Source organism: Sphingopyxis sp. EG6, from assembly GCF_003609815.1.
In the GTDB taxonomy this organism is placed as follows: domain Bacteria; phylum Pseudomonadota; class Alphaproteobacteria; order Sphingomonadales; family Sphingomonadaceae; genus Sphingopyxis.
In genome coordinates this window covers 830,640-855,488 of the sequence record NZ_AP017603.1, presented here as the reverse complement: position 1 = coordinate 855,488, position 24,849 = coordinate 830,640, and the positions used below count along the sequence as shown (strand labels likewise).

The 24,849-nt window shown below is 65.2% G+C and carries 25 protein-coding genes; 17 read left to right on the top strand and 8 right to left on the bottom strand.

Annotated features, from left to right (window positions below; genetic code table 11):
- Window positions 1-31 precede the first annotated feature (31 nt).
- Window positions 32-2,533 (top strand): ABC transporter permease, encoded by a 2,502-nt coding sequence (locus SPYCW_RS04145; RefSeq protein ID WP_120215727.1) that lies wholly within the window; start codon window positions 32-34, stop codon window positions 2,531-2,533.
- On the opposite strand, the gene SPYCW_RS04140 is transcribed toward SPYCW_RS04145, so the two are convergent.
- The 5 genes from SPYCW_RS04140 to thrS form a co-directional block, all read right to left on the bottom strand.
- Entirely contained in the window at window positions 2,530-3,291 is a 762-nt protein-coding gene (locus tag SPYCW_RS04140) for a sulfite exporter TauE/SafE family protein (RefSeq protein ID WP_120215726.1), read from the bottom strand. The genes SPYCW_RS04145 and SPYCW_RS04140 overlap by 4 nt on opposite strands.
- A gap of 121 nt (window positions 3,292-3,412) precedes the next feature.
- Window positions 3,413-4,552, bottom strand: coding sequence for a hypothetical protein (locus SPYCW_RS04135; protein ID WP_120215725.1), 1,140 nt, complete (start codon window positions 4,550-4,552; stop codon window positions 3,413-3,415).
- A gap of 9 nt (window positions 4,553-4,561) precedes the next feature.
- Window positions 4,562-5,248 (bottom strand): helix-turn-helix domain-containing protein, encoded by a 687-nt coding sequence (locus SPYCW_RS04130; protein ID WP_120215724.1) that lies wholly within the window; start codon window positions 5,246-5,248, stop codon window positions 4,562-4,564.
- Entirely contained in the window at window positions 5,248-6,126 is an 879-nt protein-coding gene (locus SPYCW_RS04125; protein ID WP_232014828.1) for a metallophosphoesterase, read from the bottom strand. Before SPYCW_RS04125 ends, SPYCW_RS04130 begins: the two co-directional genes overlap by 1 nt.
- Window positions 6,123-8,123, bottom strand: coding sequence for a threonine--tRNA ligase (gene thrS, locus SPYCW_RS04120; RefSeq protein WP_120215723.1), 2,001 nt, complete (start codon window positions 8,121-8,123; stop codon window positions 6,123-6,125). Before thrS ends, SPYCW_RS04125 begins: the two co-directional genes overlap by 4 nt.
- A gap of 150 nt (window positions 8,124-8,273) precedes the next feature.
- Here thrS and SPYCW_RS04115 point away from each other — a divergent pair, with 150 nt between their 5' ends.
- From SPYCW_RS04115 to SPYCW_RS04070, 11 genes are all read left to right on the top strand, one after another.
- The gene (locus SPYCW_RS04115; protein ID WP_120215722.1) at window positions 8,274-8,690 is read left to right on the top strand and encodes a MerC domain-containing protein; all 417 of its coding nucleotides are present in this window, start codon (window positions 8,274-8,276) and stop codon (window positions 8,688-8,690) included.
- Window positions 8,691-8,820: 130 nt separating this feature from the next.
- Window positions 8,821-8,994 (top strand): hypothetical protein, encoded by a 174-nt coding sequence (locus tag SPYCW_RS18900; RefSeq protein ID WP_171005252.1) that lies wholly within the window; start codon window positions 8,821-8,823, stop codon window positions 8,992-8,994.
- A 3-nt stretch (window positions 8,995-8,997) separates the two neighbouring features.
- Window positions 8,998-9,411, top strand: a complete 414-nt coding sequence (locus SPYCW_RS04110; protein ID WP_120215721.1) for a hypothetical protein — start codon at window positions 8,998-9,000, stop codon at window positions 9,409-9,411.
- A complete protein-coding gene (locus SPYCW_RS04105; RefSeq protein ID WP_053556040.1) occupies window positions 9,408-9,599 on the top strand; it encodes a helix-turn-helix transcriptional regulator in 192 nt (63 codons plus the stop codon). Before SPYCW_RS04110 ends, SPYCW_RS04105 begins: the two co-directional genes overlap by 4 nt.
- 5 nt (window positions 9,600-9,604) lie before the next feature.
- The gene (locus SPYCW_RS04100) at window positions 9,605-10,531 is read left to right on the top strand and encodes an alpha/beta fold hydrolase (protein WP_120215720.1); all 927 of its coding nucleotides are present in this window, start codon (window positions 9,605-9,607) and stop codon (window positions 10,529-10,531) included.
- A gap of 76 nt (window positions 10,532-10,607) precedes the next feature.
- Window positions 10,608-10,862 (top strand): DUF6356 family protein, encoded by a 255-nt coding sequence (locus SPYCW_RS04095; RefSeq protein ID WP_039572425.1) that lies wholly within the window; start codon window positions 10,608-10,610, stop codon window positions 10,860-10,862.
- Window positions 10,863-10,920: 58 nt separating this feature from the next.
- On the top strand, window positions 10,921-11,682 hold the full coding sequence (locus SPYCW_RS04090; protein WP_120215719.1) for an alpha/beta fold hydrolase: 762 nt from the start codon (window positions 10,921-10,923) through the stop codon (window positions 11,680-11,682).
- Window positions 11,683-11,691: 9 nt separating this feature from the next.
- A complete protein-coding gene (locus SPYCW_RS04085; protein WP_120215718.1) occupies window positions 11,692-12,129 on the top strand; it encodes an acyl-CoA thioesterase in 438 nt (145 codons plus the stop codon).
- Window positions 12,130-12,138: 9 nt separating this feature from the next.
- The gene (locus SPYCW_RS04080; RefSeq protein ID WP_120215717.1) at window positions 12,139-12,576 is read left to right on the top strand and encodes a VOC family protein; all 438 of its coding nucleotides are present in this window, start codon (window positions 12,139-12,141) and stop codon (window positions 12,574-12,576) included.
- Window positions 12,577-12,650: 74 nt separating this feature from the next.
- Window positions 12,651-13,379: a hydroxyacylglutathione hydrolase gene (gloB, locus tag SPYCW_RS04075; protein WP_120215716.1), complete on the top strand. Its 729-nt coding sequence runs from the start codon at window positions 12,651-12,653 to the stop codon at window positions 13,377-13,379.
- Window positions 13,380-13,443: 64 nt separating this feature from the next.
- On the top strand, window positions 13,444-13,890 hold the full coding sequence (locus SPYCW_RS04070) for a hypothetical protein (RefSeq protein ID WP_120215715.1): 447 nt from the start codon (window positions 13,444-13,446) through the stop codon (window positions 13,888-13,890).
- A gap of 167 nt (window positions 13,891-14,057) precedes the next feature.
- On the opposite strand, the gene SPYCW_RS04065 is transcribed toward SPYCW_RS04070, so the two are convergent.
- The 3 genes from SPYCW_RS04065 to SPYCW_RS04055 all read right to left on the bottom strand — a co-directional run bounded on the left by SPYCW_RS04065 (window position 14,058) and on the right by SPYCW_RS04055 (window position 18,972).
- On the bottom strand, window positions 14,058-15,863 hold the full coding sequence (locus SPYCW_RS04065) for an AMP-dependent synthetase/ligase (protein WP_172595417.1): 1,806 nt from the start codon (window positions 15,861-15,863) through the stop codon (window positions 14,058-14,060).
- Between the two features lie 164 nt (window positions 15,864-16,027).
- The gene (gene ggt / locus SPYCW_RS04060) at window positions 16,028-17,719 is read right to left on the bottom strand and encodes a gamma-glutamyltransferase (protein WP_120215714.1); all 1,692 of its coding nucleotides are present in this window, start codon (window positions 17,717-17,719) and stop codon (window positions 16,028-16,030) included.
- 182 nt (window positions 17,720-17,901) lie between these two features.
- Window positions 17,902-18,972 carry a quinone-dependent dihydroorotate dehydrogenase gene (locus tag SPYCW_RS04055; RefSeq protein ID WP_120215713.1) on the bottom strand — a complete coding sequence of 357 codons (1,071 nt, stop codon included), beginning with the start codon at window positions 18,970-18,972 and terminating at the stop codon, window positions 17,902-17,904.
- A 94-nt stretch (window positions 18,973-19,066) separates the two neighbouring features.
- Between SPYCW_RS04055 and SPYCW_RS04050 the strand changes: the two genes are divergently transcribed.
- The 5 genes from SPYCW_RS04050 (at window position 19,067) to SPYCW_RS04030 (ending at window position 24,659) form a co-directional block, all read left to right on the top strand.
- The gene (locus SPYCW_RS04050; RefSeq protein ID WP_232014827.1) at window positions 19,067-20,887 is read left to right on the top strand and encodes a DUF885 domain-containing protein; all 1,821 of its coding nucleotides are present in this window, start codon (window positions 19,067-19,069) and stop codon (window positions 20,885-20,887) included.
- Between the two features lie 98 nt (window positions 20,888-20,985).
- Window positions 20,986-21,873 (top strand): AraC family transcriptional regulator, encoded by an 888-nt coding sequence (locus SPYCW_RS04045; protein ID WP_120215711.1) that lies wholly within the window; start codon window positions 20,986-20,988, stop codon window positions 21,871-21,873.
- A gap of 421 nt (window positions 21,874-22,294) precedes the next feature.
- Window positions 22,295-22,771, top strand: coding sequence for an SUF system Fe-S cluster assembly regulator (locus tag SPYCW_RS04040; RefSeq protein WP_120215710.1), 477 nt, complete (start codon window positions 22,295-22,297; stop codon window positions 22,769-22,771).
- A gap of 2 nt (window positions 22,772-22,773) precedes the next feature.
- Complete coding sequence (gene sufB / locus SPYCW_RS04035; protein ID WP_120215709.1) at window positions 22,774-24,261, top strand: Fe-S cluster assembly protein SufB; 1,488 nt, start codon at window positions 22,774-22,776, stop codon at window positions 24,259-24,261.
- Window positions 24,261-24,659: a hypothetical protein gene (locus SPYCW_RS04030; RefSeq protein ID WP_145985936.1), complete on the top strand. Its 399-nt coding sequence runs from the start codon at window positions 24,261-24,263 to the stop codon at window positions 24,657-24,659. Before sufB ends, SPYCW_RS04030 begins: the two co-directional genes overlap by 1 nt.
- The last annotated feature ends 190 nt before the right edge of the window (window positions 24,660-24,849 follow it).

Sequence of the window (24,849 nt, the reverse complement as noted above, 5' to 3'; positions counted from 1 at the left end):
ATACGAACGGGGTAAGGGAGTCCTTGATCTGATGCTCCCTCTCGCCTCCCTCTGGCGGATCGCGCGCCGCGACCTCGCGACCCGCATCCGCGGGCTGCGCCTGCTCGCCGTCTGCCTGTTCCTCGGCGTCGCGACGCTCGCCGCGATCGGCAGCCTGACGCGCGGCATCACCTCCGAGCTGGAGGTGCGCGGGCAGACGATCCTGGGCGGCGACATCGAATTCGGTATTCCGCAGCGCGAAGCGACCGCCGAAGAAATGGCGGCATTCCGCAAGGCAGGAACGACATCGTCCACCGTGCGCATGCGCGCGATGGCCAATGCGCCTGAGGGCGACGCGCTATTGTCGGAACTCAAGGCAGTCGATGGCGCCTATCCGCTCTATGGAACCTTGCGGCTGGAAAGCGGCGCACGCCGCGGCCCACCACCCGCTGGCAGCATCTGGATCGGCAAGGATCTTGCGTCGCGGCTCGACCTGAAAGTCGGATCGCGCGTAAAGTTCGGCGAAAAAGCGTTCCTTATCGACGGCATCATCGCCGAAGAGCCCGACCGGCTGGGCGAGGGCTTCACCCTTGGTCCCGTCGCGATTATCGGTCTGGGCGACCTCCCCGCGACGCAGCTGATCCAACCGGGTAGCCTTTTCGAGAGCAAATATCGTGTCCGCCTGCCCGCCAGCGCCAACGCGCAAGTAGTCGGCGAGGCGCTGACCGCGCAATTCCCCGGCGCCGGCTGGGACATCACCGACAGCAGCAACGGCGCCCCCGGGACCCGGCGCTTCATCGAACGCATGGGGCAGTTCCTGTCGCTCGTCGGCCTCGCCGCGCTGGTCATCGCCGGGATCGGCGTCGGCAATGGGGTGGCAAGTTATCTGGCGGGCAAACGCCCCGGCCTGGCGACGCTGAAAGTATTGGGCGCCGACAGCGCGACCGTTCTGCGCATCTATGGCTTGCAGATTTTGGCGGTTGCGGCGGTGTCGATCTTTGCGGGCCTGGTCGTCGGCGCGCTGGCGCCGTTCGCGATCGGGGCGATTGCGGGCGATGTCCTGCCTGTACGCCCGGGCTTGGCGCTCTACCCGCTACCGCTTGGCGTCAGCGCCGCCTATGGCCTGCTGATCGCGATCGCCTTCGCGCTGCCGCCGCTGGCGGCAACGAAGCACATCCCGGCGGCGGGGCTGTACCGGGCGACGGTCGATAAAGCGGCGCGGATCGACCGCCCCGCGCTGATCGCCGTCGCGGTGGCGCTGCTCGCCATCGTCGCGCTCGCAGTCGGTACCGCGCGTGAGCCGTTGTTCGCGCTCGGCTTTATTGGCGCCGCGATCGGCCTCCTGCTGATTCTCGTCGGACTGGGCTGGCTGGTGCGCCGCATCGCGAGCCGCCTACCCCGTCCGCGCCGTCCCCTCTTGCGGCTGGCGCTGGCCAATCTGCACCGGCCGGGCGCGTCGACCGGCGCGCTGGTGGTAGCCCTCGGGCTAGGCTTGACCCTGTTCGTCACCCTCGCGGCGATCCAGACCAGCATCACCAACGAAATTTCGCGCACCGTGCCGCAGCGCGCGCCGAGCTTTTTCGTGCTCGACGTGCCGCGCGAAGGCGCCGCGCAGTTCCGATCGATGGTCACAAACGCCGCACCTGACGCGCAGATCAACATGATCCCGGCGCTGCGCGGCAGCGTCACCGAATTTCGAGGGGTACGCGTCGACGAACTCGCCGAACTGCCCGAGGGTGCGTGGGTGCTCCGCGGCGATCGCGGGCTGACCTACAGCGCCGCGCCGCCAAACGGCAGCGAGCTGGTCGGCGGCCAATGGTGGGCCGCCAATTACAAGGGACCGCCGCTGGTCAGTGTCGAACAGGAGGTTGCGACCTCGCTGGACCTCAAGATCGGCGATACGCTGAGCGTCAACGTGCTGGGGGTCGAAGTGCAGGCGAAGGTCGCATCCTTCCGCACCGTCAATTGGGACAATTTCGGGCTAAACTATGTACTCGTCTTCTCACCCGGGACGTTCGACGCCGCCCCGCACAATATGGTCGCGACGGTGGCGGTCGACGACAAGGCCGAAACCGAGCTGGCGCGCAGCATCCCGCGCGCCTTCCCCTCGGCATCGCTGATCGCGGTGCGCGATGTGGTGTCGCAGGTGACGATTTTGCTGACCCAGATGAGCCAGGCGATCGCCGCGGCGGCCAGCATCGCGATCCTCGCCGGCATCGCGGTGCTGATCGGCGCGATCGCCGCCAGCCGCGAACGGCGCGTATATGACAGCGTGATCCTGAAACTGCTCGGCGCGACGCGCCGCCAGATATTGGGGGCGCAGGCGATGGAATATGCGGTGCTTGCGGCAGTGCTTGCGGTGCTGGCGCTCGGGCTGGGGCTGATCGCGGCGCGTTATGTCGTGGTCAGCCTGTTCGATTTCACCTTCGCCCCCGACCCGCTGATCGTCGGCGCGACGCTGGTCGGCGGGGCCGGATTGTCGTTCCTGATCGGGATTGCGGGCAGCTGGCCGCTGTTGTCTGCGAAACCGGCGCAGGCGCTGCGGAGCCTTTAATTCAGGATCCGTACCACCGCCGCGACCGCCGCCACGCCCAGCACAACCGCGACCATCGCCTGCCACACATGCGGCGCGACGCTGCCGAAGTGGCGCCCGCCGATGCGGTTACCGAGCCACATCGGCGCGAACAGCAGCAGCGACAGGATGAACAGGCGTCCGGTGGCGATCCCGACCCACAGCGCGGCGAGCGTCCCGGCAATCGCGGTCGCAAAAAAGATCAGCATCATCGATGCGCGCGCGACGCTGGGGGGCAGCGAGCGGCGCAGGTAAAAGGGAACGACCGGCGGCCCCGGCATCGCGGCAAAGCCGGTCAATATGCCCGAGGCGATCCCCGTGCCCCTGATCGCGGCCCGGCCGGGGCGATGTCCCTCGGGCTGTTTGGGCAGCAGCACCGCAACAAAGGCGCCGACCGCGATCAAGGTGATGAGCAGCCGCGCCACGTCCGGGGTCGCCAGATCGAGCGCGACCATGCCGATCGGGGTTGTCACCATCGCGATCAGCGCGATCGGCACCGCGGTCGACCGGTCGGCGTCGGCAAGGATCACCTTCAGCCCGACCGGCCCGATCAGCAGTTGCAGCAGGATGCCGAGCACCACCGCCTCCCCCGGTGCGATGATCAGCCCCAGCAACGGCACGAGGATGATCGCCATGCCGAACCCGGTGAGCCCCCGCACATAGGCCGCGCCAAAGGTCATCGCCGCCGCGCCAACCAGCGTGAGCGGCGCAATCCCCGTGAGACTTTGCAGATCGTTCATCGGGCTGCGGCCATACCGCACAGGGTTGAATTGATGGGCAGTTGAGTCCTCCGCGCGCCCGAACGGGCTGCGTTGGCCGATAGGGCATCAAAGCGATGCCGCCTAGCCCCTGGAGATCGGCTCAGGCCAGCGGCCACAGCCCCGTCACCAGGCGCTCGAGCACCTGCGCGGCGACGGCGTGCAGGTGGCCCGGGGCAAATCGTCCGCCGCGCACCGCATCGGCCAACCAATCTTCGATCGACCCGCCAGTGTCGATCCACCGATCGCGGCGCAAAATGCCATAGATGGCACCCGCGAGAACATGGATGCCATCGTCGGCCTTGCGCCAGCGGTCCGCGGGATTGCGCGCGACGCCCAGCGCCTCGGCAATCAGCTGATCGAGCGCCTGGGCAATATCCTCGCTGAGCAGGCCTTCGAGCGTGGTGTAGCCCCATTTCGGGTCGTGGTCGGCGACTATGCGCGGGATCAGCGGGTCGCGAGCCAGCACCGCCAGCGCAGCCTGTGCCGCGGCACCATCCATCGGCACCGGCGGATGGAGCATTTCATGGGCGGCGTTGCGCACCGTGGTCGGCGTGTTCCAGTCCGCTGCCTGCAGAAAGGTCTGCCCCTGTACCTTGATCCCATGCGGTTTGCAGAATTGCAGCAATACCACTTCAATCAGCGGATCGAAAACGCGCCCGGTGAGCTTTTCGTGCCAGCGAATGACGTCATAGTCAGCAAGATCGCGGTCGAGTTCGGCGATACGTCGTGCGATACCCCCGGCCCGCTCGTCGCGAAAGGCGGCAAAGTCGGCGGCCTGCATCGCTTCGAATACCGTCCGCAGCCGGGGAACAGCCGCCATGAACCAGCGCCAGTCCTTCTCGTTCCAATAGGGGCTGGCGCGGTAGGCCGGTAGCAGCCGTGCCTCGGGCGCGGACATATTCGCAATCAGACTCCCCAGATCGCCGTCCGCCCCGTTCGAAAACAGCACCGACAAATTGGGTCCGAGCAACCCGAAGCCACTGCGTTCGGCCTCTTGCGCCAACGCCGGGACATCGGCGCGGACTGCGGCGGCAAGGCGCGGCGCAAATGCGTCCACGTCGGCTTGGTAATAGGGCAGATAAAGCTCGCCGCCCGCCAACGGACCAAGAAAGGCCAGCGCATCGAACCCCTCGGAAGCCCGGACTTTCCAGCGCGTGCGCATCGGTGGACGCTGTGCATAGGCAAGCGAGGGAATGGCGAAGCTGCCGAGCGATGCGGCGAGGAAGAAACGGCGATCCATGGGGCCGGATTAACCGGTCTGTTTGCCCTGCGCTTGAACGGACTTTGCCCGTATGACGACGGGCGGAACCCCGGTCATCGCGCCAACCGACCGGGTGAGATGCGCCTGATCGGCAAAGCCCTGATCGGCGGCAAGATCGGCAAGGCTGCCGTGCCAATCGGCGAGCGCGGCAATTGCGCGCCGCGTTCGCGCCTCGAGTCGGAAGCGCTTGGGGCTGACCCCGTATGCGCGCGCAAAGCCTCGGCTGACCGAGGCCGGATCAAGTTTCATGTGCCGCGCCCATGGCGCCAGCGGCGTGTCAGGGTCGCACCGGAGCACTGCCGCGAGCAGGTCGGGCCAGTCGTTGGATAGGCCGACGTCGGCGCAGCAATGCGCGCGCACATGCTCGGCAGCAGCAACCGGATCGCGTTCGGCGATCCGCGCCACGATGTCGACGTCAGCGATCGTTCCCGCTCCCGGCGCCAGCCCGGGAATGGCGGGCAGGTTGAGCACCCGCGCGCCGCGATTGCCAAAATGGTCGAAGTGCGCGGTCCAGCGGCCGTGGACGACCACAGTTCCCGGATGGGCAGCAAACCGTCCCTCGTCCCCCGCCTCGTGATAACCGCCGCCGAGCACGACAGCGATATAGCCGTCGGCGTGGCGGTGCCGCGGCAGGCACTCGTTGGCCGCGTGCACACCGATGCCCATCCCGGTCATCAGGGCATTGTCCCGGCCGCCGATGATTGCGGCCCCACCGTCACCAGCCAAGCATCGGGCGGCGTCAGGTAGCGGAGCGGCAACAGGCTGGTCCCGAGCCCTGCCCCGACGAACACGCGCTGGCCCTTGTCGGTCATGTCGCCGCACGCAAAGCGATTACCGTAGCGCGAAACATAAGTGAGCGCGCCGACGAAGGGGAAGCGGATCTGGCCGCAGTGGGTATGCCCGGCGAAGATCGCGGCGACCGCGCGCTCGACGTCGGGGATGATGTCGGGGCTGTGCGTCAGGAGCAACGGCACGCCCGGCCCCGCGCGCTCCATCGCCGCCAGCGTCGCGGGGACGTCGTCATGCCCCGAATAATCGTCATCGACCCCGCCGACCACCAGCGGGCCGAGCTTCACCGCGTCATTCTGCAACACGCGCAGGCCGTGCTTTTCCAGTTCGCCGCGCAGCGCGTCGGGTTTGAACCAATGGTCGTGATTGCCCGGCGCGACCACCACCCCCAGCGGCGCGCGCAGCTTGCCGAGCGGCGCAACAACCTCTGCCGCCGAATAGATATGCGTCGCGCTGCGCTTTTCGCTGACCAGATCGCCCGCAATCAGCACCAGATCGGGGCGCAGCCGGTTGAGCTCGGCGACGATGCGCGTCAACCGTTCAGGGGGCATGTCCGGACCAGCGACATGAATGTCCGACAAGAGCAGCAATTTCAGCGGCGGCTGCCCCGCAGACCAGTCGGCGACCGCGACCGAGGCGGTGCGGATCAGCGGATCGCGCGTCGCATTCCAATAGCCCTTGGCGAGGAGCGCCACCCCGAACAGCGCCAGCAGCAGCAGCCAGCGCCGCCACCGGCGCGGTCGACGTTCAGGCGTGGCGATCAATGGCGCAGGTCGGGCGGGGTCGCTTCGCCCTTGAGCAGCGCAATCGCCTCAGCCAGCGGCATGATACGCTGACCTTCCTGCCCGAGGGTGCGGATCGCAACCGTGCCTTCGTCGGCCTCGCGCTTGCCGACGACGAGCAGGTGCGGAACCTTGGCCAGGCTATGCTCGCGGACCTTGTAGTTGATCTTTTCGTTGCGCAGGTCGGTTTCGACACGCACCCCGGCGGCGGTCAATTGCGCCGTCACGTCGCGCGCATAGTCGTCGGCATCGCTGACGATCGTCGCAACGACCGCCTGCACCGGCGCCAGCCATACCGGCAGCTTGCCCGCGAAATGCTCGATCAGGATGCCGATGAAGCGTTCGTAGCTGCCAAAGATCGCGCGGTGGAGCATCACCGGGCGGTGACGTTCGCCATCCTCGGCGATGTACGACGCATCGAGGCGGTCAGGCAGCACGCGGTCGGACTGGATCGTCCCGACCTGCCACGTCCGCCCGATCGCGTCGGTCAGATGCCATTCGAGCTTGGGCGCATAAAAGGCGCCCTCGCCCGGCAGTTCTTCCCAGCCATATTCGGGGGTGTTGAGCCCCGCGGCGACCACGGCGGCGCGCAGCTCGGCCTCGGCCATGTCCCACATTTCCTCGGTCCCGAACCGCTTTTCGGGGCGGAGCGCGAGCTTGATCGAATAGGTGAAACCGAATTCCTTGTAGATCCGGTCGGCAAGCGCGCAAAAGGCCTGCACCTCGCTGACGATCTGGTCCTCGCGGCAGAAGATATGCGCGTCGTCCTGGGTGAACTGGCGCACGCGCATGAGCCCGTGCAGCGCGCCATGCGGCTCGTTGCGGTGGCAGCAGCCATTTTCATAGAGGCGCAGCGGCAGGTCGCGGTACGACTTCATGCCTTGGCGGAAAATCAGCACATGCGCCGGACAATTCATCGGCTTCAGCGCCATCCACTCGGCTTCGTTCGAAACGATCGGGCCTTCGTCTTCGACATTCGGAACCTCGTCGGGGATGACGAACATATTCTCGCGATATTTGCCCCAATGGCCCGACTGCTCCCACTGGCGCGCGTCCATCACCTGCGGCGTCTTGACCTCGCGGTACCCCGCGCCGTCGATCGCGCGGCGCATATAGGCCTCCAGCTCGCGCCAGATCATATAGCCCTTGGGGTGCCAGAACACCGAGCCATGCGCTTCGGCCTGGAGGTGGAACAGGTCCATCTCTTGCCCCAGCTTGCGGTGGTCGCGTTTCGCGGCCTCCTCCAGCCGGACGAGATGGTCGCCGAGCTGCTTCTTGTTGAGCCAGCCGGTGCCGTAGATGCGCGAGAGCTGCGCATTTTTCTGGTCGCCGCGCCAATAGGCGCCCGACACACGCGTCAGCTTGAACGCCGCCGGGTCGAGCTTGCCCGTCGAGGCGAGGTGCGGCCCGCGGCACATATCCATCCAGCCGTCTCCCGAGCGATAGACGGTCAGTTGCTCGTTCGCGGGCAGTTCGGCGGCCCATTCGGCCTTGAACGTCTCGCCATCGGCCTGCCATTTGGCGATCAGCTTGTCGCGCTCCCACACTTCGCGCGTGAGCGGCAGGTCGGCGGCAATGATCCGCCGCATCTCTTCTTCGATCAGCGGCAATTCCTCGTCGCGGAACGGGCCATGCTCGGCGGTCGGTGCGAAGTCGTAATAGAAGCCGTCGCCCGTCGAGGGGCCAAAAGTGATCTGCGTTCCGGGGAACAGGTTCTGCACCGCTTCGGCGAGGACGTGCGCATAGTCGTGGCGCACCAGCTCGAGCGCATCGGCCTCGTCGCGGCTCGTCACCAGCGCCAGGTTGGTGTCTTCCTCCAGCGGACGCATGATGTCGCGCAGCTCGCCGTCGATTTTCGCGGCAAGCGCCGCCTTGGCGAGACCGGGTCCGATGTCGGCGGCGATCTGCGCCGGGGTAGTGCCGCGCGCGACTTCTCGGGCAGAGCCATCGGGAAGAGTGACGCGGATCATCTGGGACATCGGGAAAATCGGCCTTTCTGGGCAAAATTGCCGGGTTCCTTTGCCAGCATGCGGTGGGGGCGGCAAGGGGCGGATTCACAATCGGGCTTGCAATGATACATTGTATCACTATCTCGCACCGCAAGCTCCTCCCGCGAAAGATCGTTCCTCATGTGTATCCCCGCCGCGCGCCCGCGCCTTGCCGACCTGCTGGGGATCACGCTGTCATTGACCTGCCTCGTCCATTGCCTCGCGCTGCCGCTGCTGATCCTGCTCGCGCCCGCGCTCGGGACCTGGTTCGCGATGCCCGAATGGGTGCATGCCGCGATCCTGATGCTGGCGCTGCCCGCGGCGACCTTTGCGATGACGGATGGTTGGCGGCGGCACGGACGGGCGCTGCCGGTGCTGCTTGCCGGAGCGGGGCTGGGCCTGTTGGCGGCAGGGCTGGCGGCGCACGAGGGATGGCTGGCGCTGGCCGAGCCCGAAGCCGCTGACCGGTTGCTGACGTCATTGGGCGCGATAGTGCTCGCCACCGCGCACCTGCTCAACTGGCGCTGGCGCCACATTTTTCGCGAGCATCTTCGCTGATACCAGCGCGCGCAGCGCCGCAACGAACCGGCCTATGAGATTGGCGAGCTTGTCAATTGGTCAATGTTACTTGACAATCACGAATCCAGATGTCAATGTTCCTTGACTGAACAACAAGGAAGCTTGACCAATGCCGCCAATGCTGCGCGCCCTGCCTTGGGCAATCGCCATCCTCGCCATCGCCTTTTTGGGTGCTGTCGACGTGATCCCCGCCGACGTGGCAAGCACGCTGGTGACGGTCCTTCCGCTGATCATGGTGACGACAGTCGTCGGCTCGCGGCGCTGCCGCCCGCTGGAGCGCTGAACCATGACCCAAAACCCTGCCCAGCGCCGCTATATCCGCCGGATGATCCCGCTTTCGCTCGTCTATATCGCGACGGTGATGATTGCGAGCTGGCTCATCCCCGACGATGCGGCGGCCACGCCGCTGACCGTGGCGATCGCGCTCGTCCCCGCGCTCGCAACCTCGGGCTTCATCTGGGCGATGGCGCGCTATATCGCCGAGTTGAAGGATGAATATGTCCGGATGCTGGAAATCCGCAAGATGCTGGTCGCGACCGGCCTGACGCTGGCGCTCGCTAGCGGCTGGGGCATTTTGGAGCTGTTCACCGACGTGCCGCGGGTACAGCTATTCTATGTATTCCCGGTCTGGTGCCTGGGGCTGGCGGTCGGATCGCTGGTCAACAAGGCCACCATTGGCGACGCGGGACCATGCGCGTGAAAAACCGCCTGAAAGTTCTGCGCGCCGAGCGCGACTGGAGCCAGGGCGATCTGGCCGAGCGACTGGAGGTGTCGCGCCAGTCGGTGAACGCGATCGAAACGGGCAAATATGACCCCTCCCTCCCCCTCGCCTTTCGCATCGCCGACCTGTTCGGGCTGCCGATCGAAGAGATTTTTCTGAAAGACTGAAGAACATGAAACGCCGCATTGCGATTGCTACAATTTTCGCCCTGTTCGTCGGCCTGATCGCGAGCCCCGTCGACGCCACCGAACCCTGCCCCGCGGGGTTGGTCGAGGGCAAGCGCATCACCGTGCTGATCGAGGGCGACGGACCCGACGTCGTGCTGATCCCCGGTCTGTCGAGCCCACGCAGCGTGTGGGACGCCACCGCCGACCGGCTGAAAAGCTCGCACCGGCTGCACCGCGTCCAGATCCGCGGCTTTGGTGACGCAGCGGGGGTCAACGCCGAGGGGCCGGTGCTCGGTTCGACGATGCGCGAGCTTGCCGACTATATCGACGATTGCATCACCGATCGGGGCCGCGCAGCGCCCGCAATCATCGGTCATTCGATGGGCGGCCTTACCGGGCTGATGATCGCGGCGCGCGCGCCGGACGAAGTCGCGCGCCTGATGATCGTCGACGCGCTGCCCTTCATCGGCACCCTGTTCAATCCCGCCGCGACGGCAGAAAGCACGAAGCCGCAGGCCGAGCAGATGGCCGCGATGATGCGCGCGCAATATGGCCATCCGGTGCCGACAACCCCCGTCACCGATCCCGGCCCGGCCAGCATGGCCGCCAGCATGTCGAACAGCGCCGCGGGACGCACCGCGATCGCCGGCTGGATGCGCCAGGCCGACCCGCGCGTCACGGCGCAGGTCCTTTACGATGTCATGACCACCGACATGCGCGGCGAACTGGGAGCGGTCGCAGCGCCGGTCACCTTGCTCTATGCACAGGACGATGCGCTGATGACGCCGGAGCGCGCAAAGGCGGCGTTCGAACCTCAATATGCAGGGCTCGTCCGTTTCTCTGCGCACATGGTACCGGGCAGCCGCCATTTCATCATGCTCGACCAACCCGCGGCCTTTGCCCGCGCGATCGATGCTTTTCTCGCCGAATGAGCGTCGATCGGCACCCTGGCCTTGCGAGCCGGTCGACCGCCCGCTAGGGCGGCGGCAGCCGGAAAGGGAGACCTCCATGTTCAAGCGCCTGTTCGTCGACCATCCCAAGAGCGTCGATGAAAATTATATCGAACATTTCGGCGTCGCGTCGAAATTCGGGGTGACGATGATCTATGGGGGGCTCTGCGCGCTGGTTCACGCGGTTGTTCCCGGCTGGTGCATCACCACGGGCAGCGACACGATCAAACGGCTCAACCATATCATGGTCGAGCAGCGGCGCGCCAAGGGCCAGGCCGTGATGCAGATGAGCACGATCGACTGGGTCATCTGATCCCGGTGCGCTTCGTCCACGCGCCCCATTTTGCTCTCGCGTCGAGCGGGATTAGAGAATGACGGCGCCCGCCGCCCCCGACTATCTCGACCGCGCGGGCCGCCCGCGGCTCGCTTGTCGCCATACGCCGGGCACCGGTCCGACGATCATCTTTCTGCCCGGCTATATGTCCGACATGGCGGGCGGCAAGGCGACCGCGCTGTTCGACTGGGCCGTCGCGGAAGGCCATGCCTGCCTGCTCCTCGACTATGCCGGATGCGGATTGTCGGACGGGTTGTTTGCAGAGCAGGATTTGCTCGACTGGCGCGGCGATATACTCGACGTCATCGATGCAAAGGTCGATGGGCCGGTCGTCATCGTCGGATCGTCGATGGGCGGCTGGTTGATGCTGCTGACCGCGATCGCGCTGGTCCAGCGCGACGGGCCAAGCCGCGTCGCGGGGCTCGTCGGCATCGCCGCGGCGCCCGATTTCACCGATTGGGGTTTCAGCGACGCGGAGAAAGCGATCATCCTTGCCGAGGGCGCGCTGGTCGAGGAAACCCCATATAGCGACCAGCCCTATGTGACGACACGCGGTTTTTTCCAGTCGGGCGAGGCGAACCGGTTGCTGGATGCCGAGATCCCCCTCGCCTGCCCGGTGCGCTTGCTGCACGGACAAGAGGATGGCGACGTGCCCCCGGACATCAGCATGCGGCTGTCGGCGGCGCTTGCCAGCGACGATGTCCAGGTGACGCTGGTCAAGGGCGGCGACCACCGCCTGTCGCGCGATACCGACATCGCGCTGCTGATCGACACCGTCGCGCGGATCGCGACAAATTAGAGGATTGTCATGGCCCGGAGCGACTTCAAATTTCACGTCACCAAGCGCGTCCGCTACGCCGAAATCGACGCGCAGGCGGTGGTGTTCAACAGCCGCTACCTCGAATATTTCGACATCGGCATCACCGAATATTGGCGCGCCGCGGGGGTCTATGACCGCTGGCCGCAGCGCGACAGCCCCGAATTTCACGTCGCGCGCGCCGAGGTCGATTACAAGGTACCGATCCTGCTCGACGAAGAGATCGACATTTGCGTGCGCTGTTCGCGCGTGGGCCGAAGCTCGATGACATTTCTGTTTGAACTGCACGGCGCGGGGCAAGACGATCTGCGCGCGACCGGACTGGAGGTCAGCGTCCATGTCGCCGAAGCCCAAGGCGCGCCGACACCGGTACCCGATGAATTCGTAAATCTGTTCGAAGCGTTTGAAGGACAGAGCCTGCGCGCGTAGGATGGCCGCATGACCCAATATCTCCATACCATGATCCGCGTGTCGGATCCCGACGCGACCGTCGCCTTTTTCAAGCTTGTCGGGCTGGAAGAAGTCCGCCGCTTCGACAGCGAACAGGGGCGCTTCACGCTGATCTTCCTCGCCTGTCCGGGGCAGGATGGGGTCGCCGAGGTCGAACTGACCTATAATTGGCCGCCCGAAGACGGCAGCGTGCCGGAGGAATATACGGGCGGGCGCAATTTCGGCCATCTGGCGTACCGCGTCGACGATATCTACGCGACGTGCCAGCGACTGATGGACGCCGGGGTGACGATCAACCGCCCGCCGCGCGACGGCCATATGGCGTTCGTCCGGTCACCCGACGGCATTTCGGTCGAACTCCTCCAAAACGGTCACTTACCACCGCAGGAACCCTGGTCGTCGATGCCGAACGTCGGTAGCTGGTAAGGCGGCGCGACCAAGGCGGCGGCGCTGCGCCTCCGTCTTGCAGGCATGAGGCCGGTGAACGAAAGGAGCGACGCATGACTGCACTCGAAATCGCCCGCATCCCGGTGCTCAGCGACAATTATGTTTGGCTGGTCCATGATGCGGAAAGCCGGGCGACGATGGTTGTCGATCCCGCGGTTGCCGATCCGGTACTCGAAGCCGCAGCCATGCGCGGCTGGACGATCACCGACATCTGGAACACCCATTGGCACCCCGACCACACCGGTGGCAACGCCGCGATCAAGGAAGCAACCGGCTGCACGATCACCGGTCCCGCCGCCGAATATGCGCGCATCCCGACGCTCGACGTGCAGGTACAGGGCGGCGACACGGTGCGACTGGGCAATCATGTCGCGAGTGTGTGGGACGTCCCCGCCCACACCGCAGGCCATATCGCCTATCATTTCGCTGACGACGGCGCGATCTTTGTCGGTGACACGATGTTCGCGATGGGCTGCGGCCGCCTGTTCGAAGGCACCGCCGAACAAATGTTCGCGAACATGCAAAAACTCGGCTCGCTCGACGATGCAACGCGCGTTTATTGCGCGCACGAATATACGCTTTCGAATGCGCGCTTTGCGGTGACTGTCGACCCCGACAATGAAGCATTGGCGGCGCGGCTCGCGGCGGTCGAAGCGGCGCGCGCGGCGGGGGAAGCGACGGTCCCGACGACGATCGGCGCCGAACGCGCCACCAACCCCTTTTTGCGCGCGACGAGCGCGACCGAACTCGGGCGTATCCGCGCGCTGAAGGACGCGGCCTGATGCTGCCGCTTCAGCGCCCGTTCATCTGCCAGCAATATATTCAGCAATCTCAAGGAGCAATGCCATGGCCATGCTGAACCCGATGCGCGCCGTACTGCTGATCGCAGCGGCGCCGCTGGTCGCCAGCTGCGCGCCGGCGGGCACCGCCGAACCCGGCGCCGCGGCGCTGACCCCCAAGCAGGCCGAGCGGCTCGACAAACAACTGGCGGGAAAGGTTCCGGGCGAACCGATGCGCTGCCTGCCCAATTACCGCAGCAACGACACGATCCGCGTGTCGGACAATATTCTGCTTTATCGGTCGGGCGGCAACCTTGTGTATCGCAACGACCTGAAAAGCAGTTGCCCCGGCCTCGCCCGCGACAGCGATATCATGGTCGTCCGCCAGTTCGGATCCTCGACCTGCGAAGGCGATTTCTTCCATCTGGTCGATCGGTCGAGCGGCATTCGCGGTCCGACCTGCGTTTTTGGCGAATTCGTCCCCTATCGCAAACCGGCGGGGGACGCTGGCTGAACCCGCGGTTCAGCCGCAGGCGGGGACCGGTTTGCGCCGAGCCCTTCGGGTCGCACCCCCGCCTGCTTTAACAAACCGTCGCCCCCGCGAAAGCGGGGGCCGCCGCCGGTTTATGCAGCGCTCGCGGTGTAATCCGAAAGCGGCTCCCGCCTTCGCGGGGGCGACGATTAAGCCTTGTAAAGTGCCGCGATCTTGTCGGCATAGACCTCGCGCAGCACGTGGCGGCGGATCTTCATCGACGGGGTCATCTGTTCATTTTCAATCGTGAACGGCTCGTCGGCGAAGTCGAATTTGCGCACCTTTTCGATCACCGACAGCTGGCCGTTGACGCGGTCCACGGCGGCGCGCAGCGAGGCGCGGAATTTTTCATGCTCGCGCAGACGGCACAGGTCTTTCGGTAGCCCTTCGGCCTCCGCCCATTCGGCCATCCATTCGGGATCGGGTACCAGCAAGCCGACAAGGTGTGGGCGTTTGTCGCCATAGACCATCGCCTGCAAAATCTCGGGCTGGAGGGTTAACATCCCTTCGACGCGCTGGGGCGAGACATTGTCGCCCTTGTCGTTGACGATCAGATCCTTCTTGCGATCGGTGATGACGATGCGGCCCTTTTCGTCGATATGGCCGATGTCGCCGGTGTGGAGCCAGCCATCAACCAAGACCCGCGCGGTCTCGGCGTCATTGCGCCAATAGCCTTTCATCACCAGCTCGCCGCGCACCAATATCTCGCCATCATCGGCGATCTTGACCTCGGTGTTCATCAGCGGCGGGCCGACGGTGTCCATCTTGACCCCCGCGCTCGGGCGGTTGCAGCTGATCACCGGCCCCGCCTCGGTCTGGCCATAGCCCTGGAGCAAGGTCAGCCCGATCGAGTGAAAAAACACGCCGATTTCGGGATTGAGCGGCGCGCCGCCCGAAACCAATGCTTTCATGCGTCCGCCGAAGCGCTGGCCGATCTTGGGCCGGAACAATTTGTCGAGCAGCAGGTCGACCGGGCGGTCGAGCAGCCCCATGCGGCGCTCATAATCCTTCTCGCCGACGCGCAGCGCCTGGTTCAGCATCCAGTTCGCCAGCTTGCCCTGCTTTTCGACCGATTTGATCATCCGCGCGCGGATCACTTCGAACAGGCGCGGCACGACGACCATGATCGTCGGGCGCGTCTCCTCGATGTTCGAAACCAGTTTTTCCAGGCCTTCGCTGTAATAAATCTGCGCGCCGACCATGATCGGCAGGAACTGCCCGCCCGAATGTTCATAGGCGTGGCTAAGCGGCAGGAACGACAGGAACACTTCCTCGTCGCCGATGCCGAAATCATTGACCAGCACTTCAGCCGCGCCCGCGGCATTGTGCAGGATCGCGCCATGATGCTGCATCACCCCGCGTGGCGCGCCGCCCGTGCCGCTGGTGTAGATCAGGCACGCAGTATCCTCGCGCGTCATCGCGGCGGCGCGCGCCTTGGCTCCGTCCAGCCAGGCTTCGCCGCCGGTCACCAGCGGCTCCCATTCGTGGATCGCGACATCGCCCTGCTGCCCGACGCGCAGGCTTTCCATGGTGATGACGATATGCGCGTCGGAGCGCGTGACCGCGGGCATCAACGTGCGGGCCAGTTTCGCGGTCGACACGATCACCGCGGTCGCACCGCTGTTGTCGAGGATGTGCTGGTGGTCGCGTTCGGTATTGGTCGTGTAGGTCGGCACGGTGATGCAACCGGCGGCCATGATGCCGAGATCGGCAATGCACCATTCGGGGCGGTTTTCGCTAACCAGCACGACGCGGTCGCCGTCCTTCAACCCCATTTCGCGCAGATTATGCGCCAGCGCCGCAACCTGGTTGGCGACCTGCCGCCAGCTCAGCGGATGCCAGACGCGGTCCGCCTTGCGCCACAGGAACGGATCTTCGCCGCCGCGCGCGGCGCGGTCGAAGAACATCGCGACCAGGCTTGGAAAATGGTCGAGATGGGGGTTGTCCAGCTTCATTCTACCTCTCTCCAGGGAGATTGTTTTCTGTTCTTATCGATTCAAATACACGTCATTTCGACCGCGGCGAATGCTGGGTGAAGCAATCCAATATGGTCTTGCGCCGCTTTGGATTGCCACGTGCCTGCGGCGCTCGCAATGACGAGATCGCAAGATCAGCGAATTCACCCCTGCGGCGGTGCGCCATCCACCGAGGATGTTCCCGGCCCGCGCGGGTCGGCGGCGCCACGCCAGCCATCGCCAACGCGCTCGACCGCGTTCAGCTTCGAACCAAGGTCCGTGGGCGTAAAGCTGTAGCCGAAGGGCTTCATCTTCGCCGCCATCGCCTCGCCCGCGTCGGTATTTTCGATCAGCACGCCGGGCTCGCCGAAATAGAGATTGGGCAGTTCCATCGCCGTCTTGGCATCGAGCCCCCAGTCAAGCACGCCGACCAGCACTTTCGTCACATGCATGATGATCCGCTTGCCGCCCGCCGAGCCAACCGCGAGTACGACCTTGCCGTCGGGGCCATAAACGATCGTCGGCGACATCGACGACAGCGGGCGCTTGCCCGCCTGGACGCGGTTGGCGGTCGGCACGCCGTTCTGGGTCGGCGCAAGGTCGAAATCAGTTAGTTCGTTATTGAGGAAATAGCCGTTGGCGATCAGGTGGCTGCCAAAAATGCTTTCGATCGTCGAGGTCATCGACACGACATTGCCCGCCTTGTCCGCGACGGCAAAATGGGTGGTGCCCTGCTCGGGGATCGGCGGCGCTTCGGCGCGGGGCTTTGCGCCCGGCGGCGTACCGGGCTCATAGCGTCCGGCGGCGGCAAAGGGCGAGATCAGCTGGCGACGCTCGGCAAGATATTTTTTGTCGAGCAGTCCCGCCACGGGTACGTCAACAAAATCGGCATCGCCCAGATAGGCACCGCGATCGGCGTAGGACAGCTGCATCGCTTCGGCGAGCAGGTGCCAGCTCATCGGATTATCCTTGCCCATCGTCTTCATGTCCCAGCCCTCGATCATCCCGAGGATGCCAAAAACGGTCGTCGCGCCCGACGAGGGCGGACCCATGCCGCACACCTTGTAGATACGATAGGTCGTGCAGACCGCGGGGCGCTCCTTGGCCTTGTAGGCCGCAACATCCTTGACCGTCAGCGTTGCCTTGTTGCGCTGGGCATTGGCAACCGCGTCGCTGATCGCTTTGGCGTTGGCGCCGGTGTAAAAGGCGTCGGGACCGCGCGCCGCGACGTCGCGCAGCAGCGCGGCATAGGCGGGATTGCGGATGCGGGTGCCGACCGGCGCAGGCTTGCCGTCGACATAATAGATCGCGCGCGCCTCGGGGAAATCCTTCCACAAGGATTCGAACCGCGTCATCCAGTTGTGCAGCACCGGGGTGACTTCGAACCCCTCTTCGGCCAGCTTGATCGCAGGCTGGAACAGCGCCGCCCATTCCAGCTTGCCCCATTTCTTGTGCGCCATTTCCATCAGGCGCATATTGCCGGGCACGCCCACCGACAATCCGCCGGGGATCGCGTCCGAATAGCTTCGCGGCTTGCCATCGGGGCCGAGGAAACGGTCGGGTTTCGCCGAGGCGGGCGCCATTTCGCGACCGTCGATCGTCGATATGCTGCCGTCCCTGGCATCGTGATGCAGCATCAGGCCGCCGCCACCGATTCCGCTCGATTGCGGCTCGACCAGCGTCAGCACCGCGACCATCGCGACCGCCGCATCGGCGGCCGTGCCGCCCTGATGGAGAATTTGCCGCCCCGCCTCGGTCGCGCGCGAGTCGGCGGACGAGGTGACACCCTGTGCGAGCGCGGTGGATGGGACGGTCAGGGTGGCGAGCGCGACGAGCGGCAGGAATCTTTTCAACATGCCAGCGACATTGGCGCGCGGTCGGAGGGAGTGCAAGCCCAACCGATCCTCCCTGTCGCGCAGCGATGGGGAGGTGGCAGCGCGAAGCGCTGACGGAGGGGCCATGACGCGACGTTGCAAAGCCCCTCCACCACTCGCTGCGCGAGCGGTCCCCCTCCCCACCGCTTCGCGGCAGGGAGGATTTATTCGCCTACCCCCACCGCGTCGCTCACCCGCGCAAAACCGTCACGCACCGCCAGCTTTTCGAGCCCTTTCGCAATCCGCGCGGCGAGCCCCGGTCCTTCGTAAACCATCGCCGAGTAAATCTGCACCAGGCTGGCGCCCGCACGAATGCGCTCCCACGCTTGCTCTGCCGAGGCGATGCCGCCTGCCGCCACCAGCGGCACCCTGCCCCCGCCAGCCACGCGGAAATCGCGAACGCGCGGGAGCGCCAGATCGGCGAGCGGCGCCCCCGACAGGCCGCCCGCCTGCGCGGCGTGGCGCGATGCCAGCGTCGGGCGCGTGATCGTGGTGTTCGAGACGATCACCGCAGCGAGCCCCTTGTCGATCGCAACCGCGACGATGTCGTCGATGTCGGCAGGCTCCAGATCGGGCGCGACCTTCAGGAACACCGGTTTGGCCGCGCCCACCGGCTGCGCTGCTGCCACACCGTCGAGCAGCGCCTCGAGCGCGCCCTTGTCTTGCAAGGCGCGCAGCCCCGGCGTGTTCGGCGAGCTGATATTGACGGTCAAATAATCGGCGAGCGGCGCCATCGCCGCGGTGCCCCGCGCATAATCGGCGATGCGGTCGGCGCTGTCCTTGTTGGCGCCGATATTGATGCCGAGCGGCACCGGCAGCCCGTGGCGGCGCAGGCACGCGATGCGGTCGGCCGCCCTCTCCTGCCCGCCATTGTTGAACCCCATGCGGTTGATCACCGCCCGATCCTCGACCAGCCGGAACAGCCGCGGGCGCGGGTTGCCGTCCTGCGGCAGCGGGGTCAGCGTGCCGACCTCGACAAAGCCGAAACCGAAATGCGGCATCGCATGCGCGACGCGCGCATCCTTGTCGAAGCCGGGCGCGAGGCCGACCGGATTGGGGAAATGCAGCCCCGCAAGTTCGGTAGCCAGCACCGGGCTCGACAATGCGGTGCGCGCGCGCGGCAGCGGCTGAAGCGCGTTGAGGGTCAGATTATGCGCCGCCTCGCCATCGGTGGCATGGACGATCGGGCGGACCAGCGCATAAGCGGCATCGGCGGCGGAGGCAAAGAGCGACATGGCCCGCCATTGCGCGCCCCGCGCGGCTATGGCAAGCCCCGCTGCAACCAATTCGCCATCGCCAAAAAGCCATCGGAAAAACCGGGAGAAAATCGTGTCGCAGCTTCACCTCATCGCTCGCCTGTCTACCGCCATCGCGCTGCTCGCCGTCGCGGGCTGCGCGCCCGCCGCGGTGCAGGACGCGCCCGCCACCGCGGCAGCGACGCCCGCGCCGGATGCGGTGCCCGCAGGAGCGAACCTCGCGCAATTTTTCGACAATTATGACGCCGCGCAGCTCTCGCTGAGCCCGCAGGGCAAGGCGTATCGCGGAATTCGTGACGCCGATTATGGCCGCTGGAACGACGTCAGCGACGAAGCGGCGATCGCGAACCACAAATTGCAACAGGCGACCGCCGCAGCGATGCGCGGCAGCTTCGATCCGGCCAGCATGTCGACCGACGAGGCGCTGTCATTCGAGCTGTTCAACGCGCAGGCGGGGCGCGCCGAGCGGCTGTTCCCGTTCCGCGATCGCGGCTATGTCTTTGACCAGATGAACGGCCCGCAAAGCCAGCTCCCCGCCTTTCTGATCAACATCCACCGCGTCGCCAATGTTGCCGAGGCCGAAGCCTATGTTACGCGCATCCGCGGGCTGGGCCCGGTGCTCGACGCGCTGAATGCGGAATCGGTGAAGCGCGCTGCCAAGGGCGTCCAACCGCCCAAATGGGTCTATGCCTATCTGATTTCGGATATCGGCAACCTGCAAGGACCGAACAACGCCGTCGTCGAGGATCTCGCCGCAAAAGTCGCCAAGCTCGACATCGATGCCGCCGAAAAGGCGCGACTGACCGCCGCGGCGAAGGCCGCATGGGCAGAGAGCGCTGGCCCCGCCTATGGGCGCCTGCTCGCCGAAATGAAGCGCCAGCAGGCGAGCGCGCCCACGCAGGACGGGGTGTGGCGCCTACCCGACGGCAAAGCCTATTATGAGGCGCTGCTCGCCAATTACACGACGACCGACATGACCGCGACCGAGATCCACGACCTCGGCCTCGCCGAAGTCGCGCGCATCCACGGCGAGATGCGGGCGATCATGGCCAAGGTCGGCTTCAAGGGCACGCTGCAGCAATTCTTCGAGCATCTGCGCACTAGCCCGCAATATTATCACACGACGCGCGAGGCCTATCTCGCCGAAGTTGACGCCCGCACCAAGGCGATGGAAGCGCGGCTCCCGGCCTTTTTCAACACGCTGCCCAAGGCCGCGTTGCAGGTAAAGGCGGTCGAGGCGTTCCGCGAGAAATCGGCGGGCAAGGCCTTCTACCAGTCGCCTTCGCCAGACGGGTCGCGCCCCGGCACCTATTATGTAAACCTCTACGACCTGCGCGACATGCCCAAGACCGAGCTGGAAGCACTCGCCTATCATGAGGGGGTTCCCGGCCATCATCTCCAGCGCGCGGTCCAGACCGAACTCACCGGCCTGCCGCCCTTCCGCCGCTTTGGCGGTTTCACCGCCTATACCGAAGGCTGGGGGCTTTATTCGGAGGAGCTCGGCAAGGACATGGGCTTTTACACCGATCCGTACAGCGATTTCGGGCGGCTCGGCATGGAGCTATGGCGCGCCTGCCGCCTCGTCGTCGACACCGGCATCCACGACAAGCGCTGGAGCCGCGAACGCGCGATCCAGTATCTGAAAGACAATACGCCGAACCCCGACGGCGACATCGAAAAGGCGATCGAGCGCTATATCGTCTATCCGGGACAGGCGACCGCCTATCTGATCGGCAAGCTCAAGATCATGGAACTGCGCGGCCGTGCCCAAGCGGCGATGGGCGCCAAATTCGACTATCGCGCCTTTCACGACGTCGTCCTCGAATCGGGACCGGTCCCGCTCGACATCCTCGAACGGCGCGTCGATGCATGGATCGCAAGCCAAAAAAGCTAATAATCGAACAAACTTCACGCTTGACGCGCAGGGAAGAAGCGCAAAAGACTTGTTCCAGATAACAGGCAGCCGCGGAAAGGCTGTCGGGGCTGGGTCTCATGTCGGAATCATCATCGTCGCGTGACAGCGTGGACGGCAGCGCGCCGTTCGAATTGCACTATTTCCCGCCCGATCCCGATCTGGCGGACCTGGTGTCGAGCTTTTATTTCGCGCGGCTCAATATGCCGAAATTCGACGAATATGAACGCGCCGACCGGCCGCAGTTCCGTTTCGTCACCAATGCCGACGGCGAATATGTCTTTGCCGACGGCCACCGCGCCAACGTGACGCGCGCGATCATCATCGGCCCGACGAGCGGACGGGTGCGCGCGATCAGCAATTGCCCGGCGCAATTGTTCGGGTTCGGCCTGCTGCCCGCGGGATGGGCGGCGCTGATGGGCGACGATGCGGAAAAGCTGACCGACCGCGCGCTTGATGCCACTGACCGGTTCGGGCCGTGGATCGAAGACGTGGCGACAACGCTGGAACAGGCGGCGGACGTCGAGGCCAAGCTGGTGATCGGCAATAATTTTGCGCGCGAAGTGCTGACCCGCGGCGAAGCGCCGCCTTTGTGGTTCATCCGCACCGTCGACGAGTGGCTCACCGCGACGCCCTCGCCGCAGGTCGCCGATCTGGTCGATGCCACCGGCATGTCGATCCGCTCGGTCGAGCGGATGACTAAACATTATTACGGCCTGTCGCCGCGAATGCTGGCGCGCAAATATCGCGCCGTGCGCGCCGCATCGGCGCTCGCGCGCGGCGAAGGGCTCGATGCCGCACAGCTCGGCGATGCCTTTTACGACCAGTCGCATCTGATCCGCGAGATCAAGCGCTTCGCCGGCGCGACGCCGGGTCAGCTCAGCAAGCCGACTTCCTACACCGAGGCGACGACCAAGGGCCGCAAGCAGCTTGCCGGCAAGGTCAGTCCGCTGGTGTCGGAGACGTAGGGCGGATTTTGCGGTGTGATCGTCACTGCAGCCCTGAGCTTGTCGAAGGGCGTTTCTCGGACAGGCGCCCTTCGATGAGCTCAGGGCTACGGTGAAGGTTCGGCGGCGGCGTTCGCGGTCGCTCGACCCTATTAACCACGAAAATCTGACCTAGGCCGTTTTTGGCGTTTCCGTACAATCGCGAATCGCCGCGCGAGCATAATCGGGTGCTGCGACCCAGAAGAGCTCATCCTCTGACGAGGACTGAGACCTTCATCTCGGCACTCATTTGGCTCCGGCCAGGTGGGTGCCTTTTTTTTGGCGCAATATTTCTATCCCCGCCGACAAACGCGCTTGCTTGCACCGTCCAAACGGCGCGCCTATATAAGTGGAGTAATTTACTCCAGTTAAGAATCGTTCGCAATTTGCGAGCGGAGAAACGATGCGCCTGTCCAACCTTGCCGATTATGCCGTGGTGCTGATGAGCGCCGCCGCCCGCCAATGCGGGTCGGTGCCGCTTCACGCCGGCATGCTTGCCGAGCAGACGGGGATTCCGGGACCGACCGCACAGAAACTGGTGAGCCAGCTCGCGCGCGCTGGCCTGCTCGTGGCCTCGCGCGGCAGCGGCGGCGGGGTGCGGCTGGCGCGGCCGGCAGCGGCAATCAGCGTCGCCGACATCATCGAAGCGGTCGAAGGCCCGATCGCGCTGACCAGCTGCGTTGTCGAAGGCCGCCACGATTGTACGCTGGAGGGCAGCTGCAAGGTGCAGCCGCACTGGGGTGTCGTGAACGGCGCCGTGCGCGGCGCGCTGGCGGAGATCAGCTTGGCCTCCTTGTCCGTCGCCCCCGCGAAGGCGGGGGCCGCTGGACCCAGTGCACCAACGACAGCGGCCCCCGCCTTCGCGGGGGCGACGAGATAGATATGACCGACAACACCGAAACCCGCATCAAGGACCAGGCTGCGCACGACGCCGCCGCCAAAGTCGCCGACTACGAACATGGCTGGTCCTCAGCCATCGAGACCGACTTCGCGCCCAAGGGGCTGACCGAGGATACGGTCCGCTTCATCTCGGCCAAGAAGAACGAGCCCGAATGGATGCTCGACTGGCGGCTGAAGGCGTTCCGCCACTGGCAGACGATGGCGACCCCCGACTGGGCGAAGCTCAACGTGCCGCCGATCGATTACCAGGACGCCTATTATTACGCGGCGCCCAAGCCGAAGCCCAAGCTCGGCAGCCTCGACGAGGTCGATCCCGAGATCCTCGAAGTTTATAAAAAGCTCGGCATCCCGATCGAGGAGCAGAAGGTGCTCGCCGGGGTCGAGGGCGCGCGCAAGGTCGCGGTCGACGCGGTGTTCGATAGCGTCAGCGTCGCAACGACCTTCCGCGAGGAGCTGAAGCGCGCGGGCGTCATTTTCCTGTCGATCTCCGAAGCGATCCGCGAATATCCCGAGCTGGTGAAAAAGTGGCTCGGCAAGGTCGTGCCGATGCACGACAATTATTTCGCGACGCTCAACTGCGCGGTCTTTTCCGACGGCACTTTCGTCTATGTGCCCGAGGGTGTGCGCTGCCCGATGGAGCTCAGCACCTATTTCCGCATTAATGCCGAGAATACGGGGCAGTTCGAGCGGACCCTGATCGTCGCCGACAAGGGCGCGTACGTCAGCTACCTCGAAGGCTGCACCGCGCCGATGCGCGACGAGAACCAGCTTCATGCCGCGGTGGTCGAACTGGTCGCGCTGGACGATGCCGAGATCAAATATTCGACCGTCCAGAACTGGTATCCGGGCAATGCCGAGGGTCTTGGCGGCATCTATAATTTCGTGACCAAGCGCGCACTGTGTCAGGGCAAGCGCAGCAAGGTGTCGTGGACGCAGGTCGAAACGGGAAGCGCGATCACTTGGAAATATCCAAGCTGCGTGCTCAACGGCGACGACAGCGTCGGCGAATTCTATTCGGTCGCGGTCACCAACAATTATCAGCAGGCCGACACCGGCACCAAGATGATCCACAACGGCAAGCGCACGCGCTCGACCATCGTCAGCAAGGGGATCAGCGCGGGCAAGTCGAACAACACCTATCGCGGCATCGTGCGCGTCGCGCCGAATGCCGAAGGCGTGCGCAACTTCACCCAGTGCGACAGCCTGCTGCTGGGCAGCACCTGTGGCGCGCATACCGTCCCCTATATCGAAGTCCGCAATCCGACCGCGACCGTCGAGCATGAAGCGACGACGTCGAAGATTTCGGACGACCAGCTTTTCTACGCGATGCAGCGCGGGCTGGGGCAGGAAGAGGCGGTGGCGCTGATCGTCAACGGCTTCGCCAAGGAAGTGCTGCAGCAACTGCCGATGGAATTTGCGGTGGAGGCACAGAAACTGCTGGGCATCAGCCTTGAGGGGAGCGTCGGATGATGCGCCGCGGCTTCGTCATTCCCGCCTGCCTAAGCCTTGCCCTGCTCGCCGCGTGCGGCGACGCTGGCTCAGCGGGCGAGAGCGGCCTGCTCGACACCGCGACGCTCGTGGAGAAATTGCCGCCGGAGGTCCGCGGCGCGGTCACCTCCTACGAGCAGGACCTGTTGAACGCCGCGGCCACCTACAAGGCCGAGTTCGGCCGCTGGCCGGTCAGCTTCGCCGAGGTGGCATCGGTCGCCGGGGCGCGTGAGGTTGCGATGAATATCCTAGCTGACGGCATCGGCGAGCAGATTCCCTTTGCCAGCCGAGAGACGTCGGAAAAGGCCGCCGATGCGATCATCGGCACCGCCGAGCGGCGCGTTCTGGACCGGATGAAAGCGCAAGATGCGCAAAATTGACGATCTTAACGGCTCGCCCAGGCACCAAGCCAAACCGACGGGGACAGCGATGTCCGCGGTGCCCCCGCTTATGCCCCGAATTGAGACAATATGGGCTGGAAACCACCTCAACTCCGGCATTAACCGGCCCGAATTAACTATAATTATCACCAGTCCGCATCCGGGGACATGGGACGTCACGCCTTTGTCA